Source organism: Streptomyces sp. NPDC050161 (genome assembly GCF_044460025.1).
Classification (GTDB): domain Bacteria; phylum Actinomycetota; class Actinomycetes; order Streptomycetales; family Streptomycetaceae; genus Streptomyces.
In genome coordinates this window covers 83,493-99,256 of record NZ_JBITJM010000009.1, presented here as the reverse complement: position 1 = coordinate 99,256, position 15,764 = coordinate 83,493, and the positions used below count along the sequence as shown (strand labels likewise).

Below are 15,764 nucleotides of genomic sequence, written 5' to 3'. Positions count from 1 at the left end.
GGGCCGCCGTGTCGTGCTCGGTGCGTGCCGCCGCACGATTCCTGCCGTACGGCGGTTCGGCGGGGCGGCGGGCCGCCGGGCCGGGAGCGGGCGGGGCCGCCGGGGCGGGGGCCGCGTGGTGTGGGGGTCATTCGGCGCGCTCCATTTCCAGTTCGACCTCGGTGCCGCCCCCGGGGACCGACCGCAGCCGGGCGGTGCCGCCGTTGCGTTCCATCCGTCCGATGATGGATTCGCGGACGCCCATCCGGTCCTCGGGGACCGCGTCCAGGTCGAAGCCGGGCCCGCGGTCACGCACCGAGACGAAAACCGTGCGGCCCTCCACTTCGGCGAACACCTGCACCGCGCCGCCCTCGCCGCCGTATTTGGCGGCGTTGACCATCGCCTCGCGCGCCGCCTGCATCTGGGCGCCCAGCGCCTCGTCCAGCGGGCAGTCGCCGACGACCACGACGTCGATCGGGACGCCGTGGTGGTCCTCGACCTCGGCCGCGGCGGTACGCACCGCCTCGGCCAGGGTGGCCGGTTCCTCGTCCTCCTCCTTGCCGCGGCCCTCGGGCTTGTACAGCCAGGCCCGCAGTTCGCGTTCCTGGGCGCGAGCCAGCCTGGCGACCTCGCGGGGCTCGTCGGCGTTGCGCTGGATCAGGGTGAGGGTGTGCAGCACGGAGTCGTGGACGTGCGCGGCGACCTCGGCGCGCTCCTGGGCGCGGATGCGCATCAGCCGCTCCTCGGAGAGGTCCTGCATCATCCGCACGAGATAGGGGCCGACCAGCAGGGCGATGCCGACGACCACGGCGAGCGCGGCCTGCAGGACCGAGCCGAGGTACGCCACCGAACCCTGGAGCACGACGATGCCGGTCACGCCGACGCAGACCAGCACCACTCCGGCCGCTCCGCGCAGCACCGGAAGCACACCCTTGCGGCGGCCCATCTCCAGCCACTGCGCGCGGCGCGCGTTGTCGGCCTGGCGCCAGACGAGGGCGACACCGGCGGCGATCAGCAGGACCGGCCAGAGATAGCCGTTGCCCCGGCCGAGCTGGAATCTGGAGGCGACGACCAGGGCGCCCACCAGGAGTGCGATCAGCGCGAAGATCTGGCCCTTGTCGGGCTTGCGGGACAGCAGCCTGCGCGGCTCCCCGCCCGCCGGCCTGCGCTCCTCCACACCGCCGACGCCGAGCGGAACGAAGAACCAGAAGGCGGCGTAGAGCAGCGCGCCGATGCCTTCGGTCAGGAAGAGGGCGACGAAGACGACCCGGACCCAGGAGACCGGCAGCCCGAGGTGCCCGGCGAGGCCGCGGGCGACACCGCCGAGCATCCGCCCGTCGGCGCTGCGGTAGAGCTTGCGCACGGGCGGCTCGGGATCGGGCGCCGGAGCGTAGCTCGTCCCGGCGCGCGGCGGGGCTGTGGTCATGCCACCGATCGTCACACGCGGCGAGGGCCCGCGGCATCAGGGTCGACCCTGAAGCGACCCCTGAGGTTTTCTGCGGGCCTTGACCTCTCTCCGGCACCGGCCGACGGGCCGGGCCGCCGGGTGAGCCCACCAAGCCACCCGCCGGGTCGGTCCGCCGGCTCAGCTCGTCGGATCGCCCTTACGGAAGCCGTCCTTCACCTGGGAGAACAGCTCCCGGTACTTCGCCCAGTTGGCGCTCGGCGCGGAGACGTAGATCGCGTACTCCTTGTTGCCCTCGCGGCCGAACCCGAGGTCGATGCCGCGGTATTCGCGGGCCCGGCCCTGGAAGGTGAACTCCCAGATCGCGGCGGGGTCACTCTGGAAAACGGTGTCCTGAAGCCGCTTGCGCTCGTAGCTCGGGTACGCCTTCTTGAGGTCCACCTCGACGTCCTTGAAGTGCTGCACCTGGTCGCCCGATGAGAAGTCCAGGACGCTGATCGTCAGCTGCGCGAGTTCGGCCTGCGAGATGTAGACGATCTGCCGGCCGCCGTCCTTGACCTGACGCTTCCAGCCGTCGGGCACCGGGAACGAGACGCCGAGCGCCTTCTCCTTGACGCGGTGCATCCCCTCCGGGAGGGGCGGCGGCGGCCCGATGGTACTGCCCGGCGCGCCGGACTGTGCCGGGGCGGCGTTCCCCTCGGCCTGCGAGGAGCCGCCGTTGTGGTGCAGCACGTACCAGGCGCCGCCCGCGCCGCCACCGACCACCAGCACGCCGACGGCGCTCCAGGCCACGACGCGACCGCGGCGCTTACGGGGCGGCCGGGTCGTCGTGATGACGCCCGTGCGGTCGTCACCGGACGGCGCGACCGCGTCACCTCCCGCACCGACCGGAAAACCGGCAGGCGCCGGGCCAAAACCTGTGGCCTCGCCGGTACCTGGCGCTCCGGTGCCCATGGGGGCACCCGTTCCCGTGACGGCCTCTCTTCCCGTTCCGGTTTGCGGGGCCGCACCGAGGGGCGTGCCGGTACCGGTGCCCGTCCCCCCGGCCACGGGCCCGGTGCCGGTGTCCGTCGAAGTGACGGGGTGGGTGAGGGACTCGGACCCGGTGTCCGGTTGGGCCGCGCCGCGACCGACCGTGCCCATGGCCAGCGTCGGCCGGCTGATCGGCGCCGTCTCCGCTTCCGCCTCGGCCGCCCGCAGGGCCTGCTCGGCGACCTCGGACGTCGGCCGGTCACCGGGCTCCTTCGCGAGCAGCGCCTCGATCAGCGGCGCCAGCGGCCCGGCGTTGCGCGGCGGCTCCAACGGGTCGACGGCGATGGCGTAGGCGGTCTCGACGGCGGTGCTCTTCCGGAACGGCGGTCGTCCCTCGACCGCCTGATAGAGCGTCGCGCCCAGCGCCCACAGGTCCGATGCGGGCCCCGGGGTGCCGCCCTTGACCCGTTCGGGCGCCAAGTAGTCGATGGATCCCACCAGCTCGCCGGTCTTGGTGAGGGTGGAGGTGCCGCTGGCGACGGCGATCCCGAAGTCGGTGAGCACGACCCGGCCGTCCTCGCCGAGCAGGACGTTGCCCGGTTTGACGTCCCGGTGCAGCACTCCTGCCGAGTGGGCGGCCCGCAGCGCGGCGATCATGCCGCGGCCGATGCGGGCGGCTTCCCTGGGCGAGACCGAACGGTCTTCCCGCGCCGCCTCCTTGATGGCGTCGCCGAGCGTCGACGACGGCACGTACTCCATCACGATGCACGGCAGCCCCGCGTCATGGACGACGTCGTGGACGCCCACCACATTGGGGTGGTTGATGCGCGCCGCGGCCTGCGCCTCACGGGTGGTGCGCTCGTGGCGCATGGCCAGTTCGTCCGCGTCCAACTGGGGCGAGACGTGCAAGCGCTTGACGGCGACCTGGCGCCCCAGGACTTCGTCCCGGGAGCGCCAGACGGTGCCCATGCCGCCCTGGCCTATCCGCTCGACCAGGCGGTACCGCCCGGCGACCAGTCGCCCCTCGTCCACCGACGCCGCCTCCGTCACCGCACGCCCCTTCGGAAACCCGTACGTATCCAGGGCGCAACGATAGTCGCCGGACTCGGCCAACTGATCTCCGCCCGCCTCCCCAAGACGCAGATCGGCACGGCTACCGTTCCCGCTCGGGGGATATGCGAACGCACGGGGGATATCGGGGATCCTCAGGGCCGATCTCAGGGATCTGCCAGGGTTCCCACGGATGCCGGAGTTCCACGGCTCTTGTCACCATGGGTCCATGAACGATGCAGCCCACGCCGAGGATCCGGCGCCGCCCGGCGCCGACGGCACCACCCCGCCGCCGGCGCCACTGCGCCGAAGTCGGCGGCAGAAGGTGGTCGCCGGGGTCTGCGGCGGCCTCGGCCGGCAGTGGGATCTCGACCCGGTGATCTTCCGGATCGTGCTGGCCGTGCTCTCCGTCGCGGGCGGCCTCGGGCTGATCGTTTACGGCTTCGCCTGGCTGCTCATCCCCCTCGACGGCGAGGACGAGAACGAGGGCCGCAGGCTGCTCTCCGGCCGCGTCGAGGGCTCGGCGCTGACCGCGCTGCTGTGCGCGCTGCTCGGCTGCGGCCTGTTCCTGACGACGGTCGGCAAGGGCAGCGTCATGTCCTTCGCCATCATGCTGACCCTGGCGGTGGCCGGTTCCGCCTACTGGTCGCGCAAGCGCCACGCGGAGGGCGGCGGCCCGCAGTCGATGGACGCGGCGAGCGCCCAGACCGTCGCCGACGCACCGCCCGAGACCAAGGCCCCGCCCACGCCGAACGCCCCGTCCTGGTGGCGGGACGCCCGCCTCAAGGAAACACCGGCCGGGGTGGACTATCTCTGGGGGCCCGAGCAGCCAGGTCTGGACATCACCTACGAGTTCGAGCACGGCTCCGGCACGGAAGCCGCCGCAGGTCAGCGCGGTCCCGGAGCTGGTGGCCGCGGCGCGTCCGGCGCCGGGACCGCGCCGCGGCGCAGGGCGCGGGCCGGTCGCCGGATCGGGGGCCGGGCTTTCCTGGCGGCCGTGCTCGCCGGTACGGGCACCGGCCTCGCGGTCGCGCAGCACGACCACTTCGCCCAGGCGTTGCAGGCCGGACTGGCGTGCTCGCTCGCCGTGTTCGGGCTGTCCCTGGTGCTGAGCGCCTGGCTGGGGCGCGCCGGAGGCGGCACGGTGTTCATGGTCGTGCTGACGTCCGCGCTCCTGGCGGTGTCGACGGCGCTGCCCGACACCATCAGCCCCGACTGGCAGAACCGTCATTGGACCCCCACCAGCATCTCCGCCATCCAGCGGCATTACGAACTCGGCTCCGGAGAAGGCAGGTTGGACCTCAGCGACCTGCCCGTCAAGGACGGCCGCACGGTCCGCACCGGCGCGGAGGTGGGTGCGGGCCGTCTGGAGGTCACGCTCCCCCCGCAGGTGACGGCGACCGTGCGCATCTCGCTGGGGGTCGGCGATGTCCGGCTGCCGGGCGAGGCGACCGACGACATCCACATCTCGGCCGGGGCGCGGGACCGGACGGTCACCCTGCCCGCCAGCGGCCTCAAGAAGGGCGAAAAGCCGCACGGTTCCCTCGTCCTGGACCTCCGGGTCGGCGTCGGCCAGGTGGATGTCCGCCATGCACCCCCGGTGCCCGCCGCGCCACCAGCACCCGCCGCCCCCTCGGCGCCCGCCGCACCTCCGGCGCCCACACCAGGCACCGCCACCCCGTCGGCGTCCGCCGCCCGCATACCGTCCGCCACCGTTCCGCCGGCCGGGACGCACCCCGCCGCGACCGACCCGGCCCAGCAAGGAGGCCACTCGTGATGCGTCATCCGTTCGAGCCGGCCAACCTGATCGCCGGCCTGACCGCCACAGCCGTCGGCACCGCATACGTCCTCGACGCCGTCGGCCTCTGGCATGCCCCCGGCCCCTGGCTCTTCCTCGCCATCCCCGCCGGGCTCCTGGCCTCCGGCATCACCGCCGCCGCCTGGGCCATCGTCCGCCGAAGACACACGGACAGCCGGCCGTAGGGCCTGACGCCGCGGGTCTCCGCCACCTGCGGCGGGGCCGTCACGCCATCCGGCCGCAGAACTCCGACCACCGAGGCCACACAGCCGGAAGGCCAACGGTCGCCACCGCACCACGACCAGCCGACCAGCCGACCGGCCCCGGCCGCCCAGCCCCGGCCCCAACCGCCCCATCGGAACGCCTCCCGCACCGCCCCAAGCCCGGCCGCCGCACCCACCGCCAGGCATCACTCCCGCCGCGAATCCCCCACCCGCCACAAGACCTCACACCCACCTCAAGACCTCACACCCACCGCAAAGCGTCACTCCTGCACTTCGATGACGTACGCGTCCGTCTCCACACCGGCCGCCGTGACGACCCGGATCTCCGCCCGTCCCGGTTCGACATCGGCCGGCACCGGGACGGTCAGCGTCCCGTCCGCCGGATTGGCGAAGCCGCCGGGCACCGGCACCAGGGGGACCGGTACGTGCACCGGCCCGATCCGTACGACCACTTGGGCCAGCCGGTCCGGGGTCCGGGCGCCCGGCGGGAGGAAGGCGGTGCCGCGGATCTCGATGTCGTCGCCGGTGCGGATCGGCGCGGCGAGATCGCCCAACTCCCGTGCACGGACGACGGACAGGATCACCGGTCGGCCGCCCTCGGCACACTTGCCCGCCAGATAGCCGGCGGCGGACACGGCCACCAGGAGGACCGGGCCCCACGACAGCGGCGGCAGCACGGCCGCGGGGCCGACGGCCAAGGAGACCAGCGCATACGCCGCGACCGCCGCGTTCACCAACAGGTACTGGGCATCGGCCAAGCTGCCCCGCCCCGCGTCGTCGGCCAGCAGGTCCACGGCACGCGGGCAGGAGGCGGCGGGCTTCTGGAGCCGTCCGGTGCGAATCCGCGCGCCGACCACGACGCGCGCCGTCACCGCGACCCCGAACACGACGGCCAGAACGAGCAACACCGGTACGGCGAGCGGCAGTTCAAACCCGGATGACGCGACGCGACCCATCGACCACCCACCGGCCCCATCCCCGGCCCCGACCTCGCCCCCTCCCCCGAACCCGGACCCGAACCCAAACCCAAACCCGGCACCGGCACCGGCACCGGCACCGGCACCGGCACCGGCACCAGAAACAGCCCCCGCCCCCTCCAACAACACCCGCACCCCCGCCACCAGCACCGCGTAGACCGCGATCCCCAGCCACCCCGCCGCGACCGCCCGCGACGTCGACAGCCGCCGGTCCTCCCCCACGAGCGGCGCCAGCACCCCGCCGTGCGCACGGTGCCGCCAGGCCGCCGCCGTCAGGCCGAGCGCCGACACGACGGCGGCGATCAGCCCCGCCGTGCGGTGCACGGTCCAGCCCGTCCCGATGGCGGTCAGCGCCTGCCCCAGCAGCAGCGCGGTGACGCCGCCCCACACCACGGCCAAGGTGCCGCGGCGTACGGACACCAGCCAGCCGGACTCCGCCCCCGCGCTCCTTTCCGCCAACGCGCGGGCGGACAGGGACAGTTCATCGGACACCCACTGCCGGGCGGCTCCCGCCGAGCGGGCCAGCCCGGCCGGCACCCCGCGGCCCGCGGCGAACTCCTCACGCAGCGCCACGAACGCGGCGACCGCATGCCGGTGCCCGGCGCGGGCCCCCTGCGGACACCGCCCGCACCGGCACCCGGCCCCCGCACCCTCCAGTCCGCCACCCGGCCCACCGGGCGGTTCACCGCCGAGCGCACCCGCCACCCCGCCCGCCGCATCAACCGCCACTGCACTACCGCCCGCCACACTCGCCACGACACTCACGCCGACGCCCTCACCGGCCCCACCGGCCCCACCGGGGCCCAGCCTCCGCATCCACGGCGGCGCTCCCCGGCACCGGGCATCGGCAGCGGCACCGTCGTCACGTCAACTTCTCTTATCCGAAGGGGAATTGTGCCGCAGAAACCGGAGCACACCATCGAACGTCCAGCTGATGGGCGGTGGCGATGCGCCCCGGTGCGTTGACACCTCGACTCCGCCCCAGGTCAGAGCCCCGCCCCTGGATGCCGGGCAGGTCGCCGCGCCGCCCGCCGCACTCCAACTCCCCACCCCCGCCGGAAGCTCCACGCCCCAAGGGCTTCAACACTCGCCCGCCACACCCGATACTGCGTCCCCCGGCCGCCAACCGGCGATCGCCGGCGCCGACCCTGATCGCATCCCTAGGTCGACACGGCCTAGCCCCGACCCTGACCCTGACCCCGCACGGTGGAGGTGGCCGAGTTGACGAAAGATCCGCTGATGTACCTCGCGCGCCGCGACGCGTACGCAGCCTTCCTCACCGCGAGCGACGCCGAGGGCGCGGTGATCTGGCGCCGCCTGGAAGGCCGGTACGACGACAAGGAGACGGCACTGGCCGCCACGCGGGACTCATACGCCGCGACCCAGGCCGCGTTCAACGTGCTGGACGTCGAGGGTGTGGGCCCCGTCGAACAGGCCAAAGCGCTGATGGAACACCTCCGCGCGTTCCACCGCCTGAACGAGGTGCCGGACACCGCCTGGAACGCCTACACCGCCGCGCGGGCCGACTTCGTGACGGCCGCCCGCGCGTTCCTCACCCGCAACTAGACAAATAAGTCCGCAGGGCCACCGCGGCTCCACGACGTCACGGCACCACGGCACCACGGCATCCCAACGCCCCGCCCGCCCCACCCCGGAGCCCCCGAAGCAGATCACCCGCCTCTGAGCAACTCCACGCCACGCAGCAGCGCCGAGTGGTCCAGGGCGCCGTCGCCACGGGCCACCGCAGAGGCGATCAGCTGGGCCGCGACCGAGCCGACCGGCAGCGGGACGCCGGCCGCGCGGGCGGCGTCGGTGACGATGCCCATGTCCTTGTGGTGCAGTTCCAGCTTGAAGCCGGGGGTGAACTCCCGGTGGCGGAAGTTGTCCTTCTTGCGGGCCAGCACCGTGGAACCGGCCAGTCCGCCGCCCAGAACCTCCAGGGCGGCCTCCAGGTCGACGCCTGACTTCTCCAGGAAGACCACGGCTTCGGCGACGGCCTGGAGGTTGACCGCGACGATCAGCTGGTTGGCGGCCTTGACGGTCTGGCCCGCGCCGTGCGGGCCGCAGTGCACCACCGTCGTGCCGACCGCGTCGAAGAGCGGCCGTGCGGCATCGAAGTCGGCCCGCTCGCCGCCGACCATGATCGACAGCGCCCCTTCCACGGCGCCCGCCTCACCGCCCGACACCGGCGCGTCCAGCACCCGTACGCCCTTGCCCGCCGCGGCCTCCGCCAGCTCGACGGAGGTCTGTGGGGTGATCGAGGAGTGGTCGATCAGCAGCGCGCCCGCGCCGGCGTTCTCCAGGATGCCGTCCGGCCCGTACGCCACGGCCTCGACCTGCGGGGACGCCGGAACCATGGTGATCACGACGTCCGCACCGCGCACCGCGCCGGCGATCGAGTCCGCTTCCCTGCCGCCCGCCGCGACCAGCGCGTCCGCCCGCCCGGGGCTGCGGTTCCAGCCGCGTACGTCGTGCCCGGCCCTGGCGAGGTTCACCGCCATCGGGCTGCCCATGATGCCGAGGCCGATGAATCCGATCGTGCTCATGCCGCGCCACTCCTCACCCGTGCGGGCATCATTATTTCCGGATTACGGATTCATGATGCCGCGATATGGAAAGCAACCTCGGGTCATCATGCGGCGCGACACCCCTCCCGTCAATTCCCGTCAATTCCCGCCAATTCCCGTCAATCGCCGCCCGCCGCGCCCCGCAAACGCGCCGACGCCGCCGCTCCGGGAAGAGCGACGGCGTCGGCGTCAGGCTGCGGGGAGTACCGGCGGACCAGCGGGCCGGTTCAGCGGGTCACTCCCACTCGATGGTGCCCGGCGGCTTGCTCGTGACGTCGAGGACGACGCGGTTGACGTCGGCGACCTCGTTGGTGATGCGGGTGGAGATCCGCGCCAGCACGTCGTACGGCATCCGGGTCCAGTCCGCGGTCATCGCGTCCTCGGATGAGACCGGGCGCAGCACGATCGGGTGGCCGTAGGTGCGGCCGTCGCCCTGGACGCCGACCGAGCGGACGTCGGCGAGCAGCACGACCGGGCACTGCCAGATCTGCCGGTCGAGACCGGCCGCGGTCAGCTCCTCGCGGGCGATGGCGTCGGCCTCGCGCAGCAGGTCGAGCCGCTCCTTGGTGACCTCGCCGACGATCCGGATGCCCAGGCCGGGGCCGGGGAACGGCTGGCGCTGGACGATGGTGTCGGGCAGCCCCAGCTCGGAGCCGACCATCCGCACCTCGTCCTTGAAGAGCTGCCGCAGCGGCTCGACCAGCTCGAACTCGATGTCGTCCGGCAGGCCGCCGACGTTGTGGTGCGACTTGATGTTCGCGGTGCCGGTGCCGCCGCCGGACTCGACGATGTCCGGGTAGAGCGTGCCCTGCACGAGGAAGGCGACGGACTCGCCGCTGGCGCCGGCCTCGGCGACCAGCTCGGCCTGGGCCTGCTCGAAGACGCGGATGAACTCGCGCCCGATGATCTTCCGCTTCTCCTCGGGGTCGCTGACCCCGGCGAGCGCGTTCAGGAAGCGGGCCTCGGCGTCGACGACCTTCAGCTGGACGCCGGTGGCGGCCACGAAGTCCTTCTCGACCTGCTCGGACTCGCCCTTGCGCATCAGGCCGTGGTCGACGTAGACGCAGGTCAGCTGGTCGCCGATGGCCTTCTGGACGAGGGCGGCTGCGACCGCGGAGTCCACGCCGCCGGACAGCCCGCAGATCGCCCGCTTGGTGCCGACCTGCGCGCGGATCGCCGCGACCTGCTCCTCGACGACGCTGGTGGTCGTCCAGTTCGGCTCGATGCCGGCGCCGCGGTAGAGGAAGTGCTCCAGGACCTGCTGGCCGTGCGTGGAGTGCATCACCTCGGGGTGGTACTGCACGCCGTAGAGCTTCTTCTCGTCGTTCTCGAAGGCGGCGACCGGTACGACGTCGGTGGACGCGGTGACGGTGAAGCCCTCGGGGGCGGCGGAGCAGGCGTCGCCGTGCGACATCCACACCGACTGCTCGGCGGGGGTGCCCTCGAAGAGGGTGGAGGCGGGGCGGGAGACGGTCAGCGGGGTGCCGCCGTACTCCCGTGCGCCGGTGTTGTCGACGGTGCCGCCGAGGGTGGTGGCCATCAGCTGGAAGCCGTAGCACATGCCGAAGACCGGGACACCGGCCTCGAACAGAGCACGGTCGACGCTGGGGGCGCCTTCGGCGTAGACCGACGAGGGGCCGCCGGAGAGGATGATCGCCGCGGGGTTCTTCGCGAGCATCTCGGCCACCGGCATGGTGGACGGGACGACCTCGCTGTAGACCCGGGCCTCGCGGACACGGCGGGCGATGAGCTGGGCGTACTGCGCGCCGAAGTCGACTACGAGGACGACGTCCGGGGCGGCGGCAGGGGGTGCTGATGGCACTTCGGCGGCCTTCCGGCGGTGTGGAGCAGGGGTTGGACTTTCGATTCTAACGGGCTCATACTGAGCGCCATGTCCAAGCAGCTGACCTTCGTCTTTACCTATGGCACCGGCCCGGCCGGCTGCCATGGACGTGCTGCTTGATCCACCACTGACAAGCGACTTCCCAGGCGCCCCGGGCCGACAAGGCCCGGGGCGTCTGCGCTGTCCGGGCCACGATCGGCTCCGGGGGCCGCACACCCCCAGGAGACAGGCAATGAGCACGGACCTCGGCACCGCGACCGTCCCCGGCACGAGCAGCACCGCCACCGCCACCGACCCCGGCGTCCCCGCGGCGGAGACCGGCGCCCGTACGCCCGAGGCGGCCGGCGTGATCACCGACGCCCGCGGCCGGATCGACGATCTCGACGGCCGGATCATCGGCCTCGTACAGGAACGGATGGCCGTATCGGCCGTCATCCAGCGCGAGCGCATCGGGTCCGGCGGGCGGCGGGTGAACCTCTCCCGCGAGATGGAGATCCTCGACCACTACCGCGGCCAGCTGGGCAAGCCCGGCACCGCGCTGGCGATGACGCTCCTGGAGCTGTCCCGCGGGCAGATCTGACCGCCGCCGCGCCGCCCCGGGGACGGGCCGCGCGGGGCGTGCAGCGGCCCTGCGCGCCGGGCGCAGCGGGCGGATCTGAGTTCGGTTGGCTCTCACCCGTACGGCGCGTGACCGGCCGCTGAACGGCTTCGTTGTTCCCGGTGCCACGCCAGCCAGGCGCGGCCTGCAGGACTACGCGTAGACGCCGCCCCATGGGCGGACTGCCGGAGCGATGAGACGCCGGCCGCTTGCCGCGGCACGCGTCGTGGGACCTCGCCCCGGTGTTGTGACCGGTCAGCAGGGGACAGCAGCCCGGTCGCATCCGATGGGGTGGTCGGTCCTGGGGACGCCCGGGACCGACCGCATCCGTCGAAACGGTTGCGCCGCACGAGGCGCATCCACCACGATGCTTGACGCAGCACCCGGCCCGTCCGGGGTGGGCATCGCCACCGCCATCGGCCCCACCACCGGCCCGCCGCCGACGCACTCCGCACACCCTGCTCGACCCGCGCGCTTCGTACGAGTGCGACGCGCGCCCCCACGCCAGCGGCGCTACCCCCCGGCGCCGCCCCTCGGTGCCGGCGCTGCCCTGACGCCGGTGCCGAAAGCCAAGGGCCCCGTGGCCGTCCGCACTCCCCCCCTCGCGGACGGCGTACCGGGGCCCTTCGCTCTGTCCCGTGCTACTCGGGATCCGCCTTGGGCGGGACCGCGGGTACGGGCAGGAACGGCAGGTTCAGCGCGCCGAACGCCTCATCGGGGACGGCGGGGGCGGCCGGCCGGACCGGGGGCAGCCGCCGGTACGCCGCTCCCGGTGACGGCCGCGGGTCCGGCTCGCCCTTGTTCGGCCAGAACGACATCGCCCGCTCGGCCTGCGCCGTGATGGTCAGGGACGGGTTGACGCCCAGGTTGGCGGAGACCGCGGCGCCGTCGACGACCGAGATGCCCGGGTGGCCGTAGAGGCGGTGGTAGGGGTCGATGACGCCGTGTTCCGCGTCCTCGCCGATCGGGCAGCCGCCCAGGAAGTGGGCGGTCAGCGGGGTGCCCATCAGCTCGCCGACGTTGCTGCCGGGGAAGCCGTTGATCTCGTCGGCGATGACCGTGGCCGCTTCGTACGCCTCCGGGATCTGCTCGGGGTTGGGGGCGCCGTGGCCCTGCCTGGCGGTGAGCAGGCCCTTGCCGACGCCGCCCGGTTTCCGGTACGTCGTCAGGGAGTTGTCGAGCGACTGCATGACGAGGCCGATGATGGTCTTCTCGGACCAGCGGTGGTTGGAGACCGAGTGGAGCAGCAGCATCGGGTGCCGCACGCACCGTCCCGCCCAGGACAGGGCGCGCCTGCCGCGACGGGCGGCGAGCGGTACCTGGAGGATCGACATGGATCCCATCGCGTTGGATCCCTTGCCGTAACGCACCGGCTCGATATGGGTGTTGGCGTTGGGGTGGATCGACGAGGTGATGGCGACGCCGCGGGTGAAGTCGGCCTTGGTGCCGTACTTCTTGCGGTAGCGGCGGTCGCTGGTCTGCGCGCCCACCAGCGCCTCGGAGTTGGTGCGGGTCAGTTCGCCGAGCTTCGCCGAGATGCCGGGCAGCAGTCCGCTGTCCTTCATCCGGTGCAGCAGCGTCTGGGTGCCGTAGGTGCCGGCCGCGATGACGACCTTGCGGGCGGTGAAGGTGCGGGCCCTGCCCTTGCGCTTGTCGTCGGTGGGGAGGGTGGCGAGGGCGTAGCCGCCGCGGGAGTCTTCGGTGACGGTGACGACCGAGGTCATGGGGTGGATGACGGCGCCGGCCCGCTCGGCGAGGTGGAGGTAGTTCTCGTTGAGGGTGTTCTTGGCGCCGTGCCGGCAGCCGGTCATGCACTCGCCGCACTCGGTGCACGCCGTGCGGGCCGGGCCCTTGCCGCCGAAGTACGGGTCGGGGACCTCGCCGCCCGGCGCCGCCTTCGCCGTCCCGCTCCCGTCCTCGTCGGTGACGGCGTCCCGTCCGTCGCCGAAGAAGACGCCGACCGGCGCGCGGTGGAAGGTGTCCCCGACACCCATCTTCTCGGCGGCGTCCTTGAGATGGATGTCGGACGGCGTCATCGTCGGGTTGAGCCGCACCCCCAGCATCCGCTTGGCCTGGTCGTAGTAGGGCGCCAACTCCGCCTGCCAGTCGGTGATGCGGCCCCACTGCGGGTCGTCGAAGAAGGCTTTCGGGGGCACGTAGAGGGTGTTGGCGTAGTTGAGCGATCCGCCGCCGACGCCGGCGCCCGCGAGGACCATGACGTTGCCGAGCAGGTGGACGCGCTGGATGCCGTAGCAGCCGATGGCCGGTGCCCACAGATAGTTGCGGAGGTCCCAGGAGTTCTTCGGCAGCGTCTGCCGGGTGAAGCGGCGGCCGGCTTCGAGTACGCCGACGCGGTAGCCCTTTTCGGACAGCCGCAGGGCGGAGACCGCGCCGCCGAAGCCGGAGCCGACGATCAGGACGTCGTAGTCGTAGGCGCGGTCGTCGTGGTCCCGTCGCGGCTCCGGGGCCTGGTTTCGGGCAGAGTTCTCCTGCGGCACTGGCGCTCCTGAGGTCTCGGTGGGCTCGGTCGCTGCCCTGTCAGCGCAGCCGGAAAGCCTTCATCGCGCGCAGGCTGCTGCTCATGAACCGGGCGTACTTCTCGTCGGTCATGCCGAAGGACGGGGCGAGCGGCATCAGCCGCTGGTGGGCGACGGTCTGCGCCTCGGTGTACTTGAGGATGCCCTCCGAGCCGTGGCGGCGGCCCAGGCCCGAATCGCCCATGCCGCCCATCGGGGACTGGGCGCTGCCGTACCCGGCGGCGTACGCCTCGTTGACGTTGACCGTGCCGGTGCGCAGCCGGGCGGCGAGGGCGCGACCGCGTCGGCCGTCCTTGGTCCAGACGCTCGCGTTCAGGCCGTACGGCGTGGCGTTGGCGAGGGCGACGGCCTCGTCCTCGTCGCTGAAGCGGTAGAGGGAGACGACGGGGCCGAAGGTTTCCTCGGCGCAGACCGACATCGGGGCCTGGACGCCGTCGAGGATGGTCGGCTCGTAGAAGTAGGGGCCGATGTCGGGGCGTGCGCGTCCGCCCGCGACGACTTCGGCGCCCTTGGCGACGGCCTCGTCGACGTGCCGGCTGACGGCCTCCAGCTGGCGGGCGCCGGCCAGCGAGCCCATGTCGGCGCCGTAGGCGAGGGAGTTGCCGAGCCGCATGGCCTTGGTGCGGGCGGCGAAGCGCTGGACGAAGTCGTCGGCCACGGACTCGTGGACGTAGAGCCGCTCGATGGCGATGCACAGCTGGCCCGCGGACGAGTAGCAGCCCCGGACGGCGCCGGCCGCGGCCTTCTCCACGTCGGCGTCGTCCAGCACCAACATGGCGTTCTTGCCGCCGAGTTCGAGCGAGACGCCGACGAGCCTGGCCGCCGCCCCCTGGGCGACCTCGCGGCCGGTGCGGGTCGAGCCGGTGAAGGAGACGTAGTCGGCGTGCTGGACGACGGCGGGGCCGACGACCGGCCCTTCGCCGATCACGACCTGCCAGACGTCCTCCGGGAGCCCGGCCTCGATCAGCTGCTCACGGGCCCACAGCGCGGTCAGCGCGGTCTCCGTGTCGGGCTTCATGACCAGCGCGTTGCCCGCGACGAAGGCCGGCAGGGCGTCGCCGACGGACAGTTCGAACGGGTAGTTCCACGGGGCGATCTGGCCCACGACCCCACGCGGCTGGCGCAGTTCGGTGACCTTGGTCAGGGTGGGCACGACGCCGGTGTGGCCCTTGGGCCTGAGGTAGGCGGGGCCCTTGCGGCCGTAGTGCCGGGCGGCGACGGCGACCGCCTGCACCTCTTCGTGGGCGTGCAGCCTGGCCTTGCCGGTCTCCAGCTGGATCAGGTCGAGCACCTCGGCCTGACGGCGCAGCACCAGATCGTGGAACCGGAGCAGGACCGCGGCCCGCTGCCTGACCGGGACCTTCGCCCAGCGCTGCTGCGCGGCGCGGGCCCGCTCGAAGGCGGTGGCGACGTCCTCGGGGGTGGACTCGGGCAGGTCGGCCAACTTCTCGCCGGTGAACGGCGCGTGGTTGGCGGTGCGTCCGCTGCCGACCACGCCGCGGGTGAGGCGGGCGGCCACCTCGGGGGTGACCACGTCGGCCGCGGTACGGGTACCGGCCGCCGCGGGCATGACCGGATTGCCGTCGGCAGGCGCCGCCGGGGGCTCGGCGGGCGCCGTGGCTATGGAGGCTGCGGGTGCATCGGCGGGCGCTTCGGCAGCGGGGGATGCGGCGGTTCCGGTGTCCTGCGAGTCCGTCATGTCGGCGAGGGTATTCCTCCCCGGGCGCTTTGTGTACCCGGCAGTAACGGGTTTTCGCCCACCGGGCGTTCCGCGCCAGCGTTTGCTGGCCGCATCGCCCCTCGTCAGCGACGAT

At 73.0% G+C, this 15,764-nt stretch carries 10 protein-coding genes and 1 pseudogene; 4 read left to right on the top strand and 7 right to left on the bottom strand.

The window, feature by feature from the left end:
• Positions 1 to 127 precede the first annotated feature (127 nt).
• Together ACIBK8_RS17345 and ACIBK8_RS17340 are read right to left on the bottom strand one after the other, a co-directional pair.
• The gene (locus ACIBK8_RS17345) at positions 128 to 1,405 is read right to left on the bottom strand and encodes a PspC domain-containing protein (protein ID WP_399042688.1); all 1,278 of its coding nucleotides are present in this window, start codon (positions 1,403 to 1,405) and stop codon (positions 128 to 130) included.
• A 159-nt stretch (positions 1,406 to 1,564) separates the two neighbouring features.
• Positions 1,565 to 3,325 (bottom strand): serine/threonine-protein kinase, encoded by a 1,761-nt coding sequence (locus ACIBK8_RS17340; RefSeq protein ID WP_399042832.1) that lies wholly within the window; start codon positions 3,323 to 3,325, stop codon positions 1,565 to 1,567.
• Between the two features lie 310 nt (positions 3,326 to 3,635).
• On the opposite strand from ACIBK8_RS17340, the gene ACIBK8_RS17335 reads away from it, so the two are divergent.
• A complete protein-coding gene (locus ACIBK8_RS17335; protein WP_399042687.1) occupies positions 3,636 to 5,183 on the top strand; it encodes a PspC domain-containing protein in 1,548 nt (515 codons plus the stop codon).
• Positions 5,183 to 5,389 (top strand): hypothetical protein, encoded by a 207-nt coding sequence (locus ACIBK8_RS17330; RefSeq protein ID WP_399042686.1) that lies wholly within the window; start codon positions 5,183 to 5,185, stop codon positions 5,387 to 5,389. The genes ACIBK8_RS17335 and ACIBK8_RS17330 overlap by 1 nt, the downstream gene beginning before the upstream one ends.
• 299 nt (positions 5,390 to 5,688) lie before the next feature.
• Here the strand turns inward: ACIBK8_RS17330 and ACIBK8_RS17325 are convergent, their stop codons facing one another.
• Positions 5,689 to 6,978 carry a hypothetical protein gene (locus ACIBK8_RS17325; protein WP_399042685.1) on the bottom strand — a complete coding sequence of 430 codons (1,290 nt, stop codon included), beginning with the start codon at positions 6,976 to 6,978 and terminating at the stop codon, positions 5,689 to 5,691.
• Positions 6,979 to 7,626: 648 nt separating this feature from the next.
• Between ACIBK8_RS17325 and ACIBK8_RS17320 the strand changes: the two genes are divergently transcribed.
• Positions 7,627 to 7,971, top strand: a complete 345-nt coding sequence (locus ACIBK8_RS17320; RefSeq protein WP_399042684.1) for a hypothetical protein — start codon at positions 7,627 to 7,629, stop codon at positions 7,969 to 7,971.
• A gap of 104 nt (positions 7,972 to 8,075) precedes the next feature.
• Here the strand turns inward: ACIBK8_RS17320 and ACIBK8_RS17315 are convergent.
• Positions 8,076 to 8,957 (bottom strand): annotated as a pseudogene (locus tag ACIBK8_RS17315) (2-hydroxy-3-oxopropionate reductase); the annotation flags it as partial.
• A gap of 250 nt (positions 8,958 to 9,207) precedes the next feature.
• Entirely contained in the window at positions 9,208 to 10,794 is a 1,587-nt protein-coding gene (guaA, locus tag ACIBK8_RS17310; RefSeq protein WP_399042683.1) for a glutamine-hydrolyzing GMP synthase, read from the bottom strand.
• Between the two features lie 253 nt (positions 10,795 to 11,047).
• On the opposite strand from guaA, the gene ACIBK8_RS17305 reads away from it, so the two are divergent.
• The gene (locus tag ACIBK8_RS17305) at positions 11,048 to 11,395 is read left to right on the top strand and encodes a chorismate mutase (protein WP_399042682.1); all 348 of its coding nucleotides are present in this window, start codon (positions 11,048 to 11,050) and stop codon (positions 11,393 to 11,395) included.
• Between the two features lie 659 nt (positions 11,396 to 12,054).
• Here the strand turns inward: ACIBK8_RS17305 and ACIBK8_RS17300 are convergent.
• Together ACIBK8_RS17300 and ACIBK8_RS17295 are read right to left on the bottom strand one after the other, a co-directional pair.
• Positions 12,055 to 13,911: a GMC family oxidoreductase N-terminal domain-containing protein gene (locus tag ACIBK8_RS17300; RefSeq protein WP_399042680.1), complete on the bottom strand. Its 1,857-nt coding sequence runs from the start codon at positions 13,909 to 13,911 to the stop codon at positions 12,055 to 12,057.
• A 40-nt stretch (positions 13,912 to 13,951) separates the two neighbouring features.
• Complete coding sequence (locus ACIBK8_RS17295) at positions 13,952 to 15,649, bottom strand: succinic semialdehyde dehydrogenase (RefSeq protein WP_399042679.1); 1,698 nt, start codon at positions 15,647 to 15,649, stop codon at positions 13,952 to 13,954.
• Between the last annotated feature and the right edge of the window lie 115 nt (positions 15,650 to 15,764).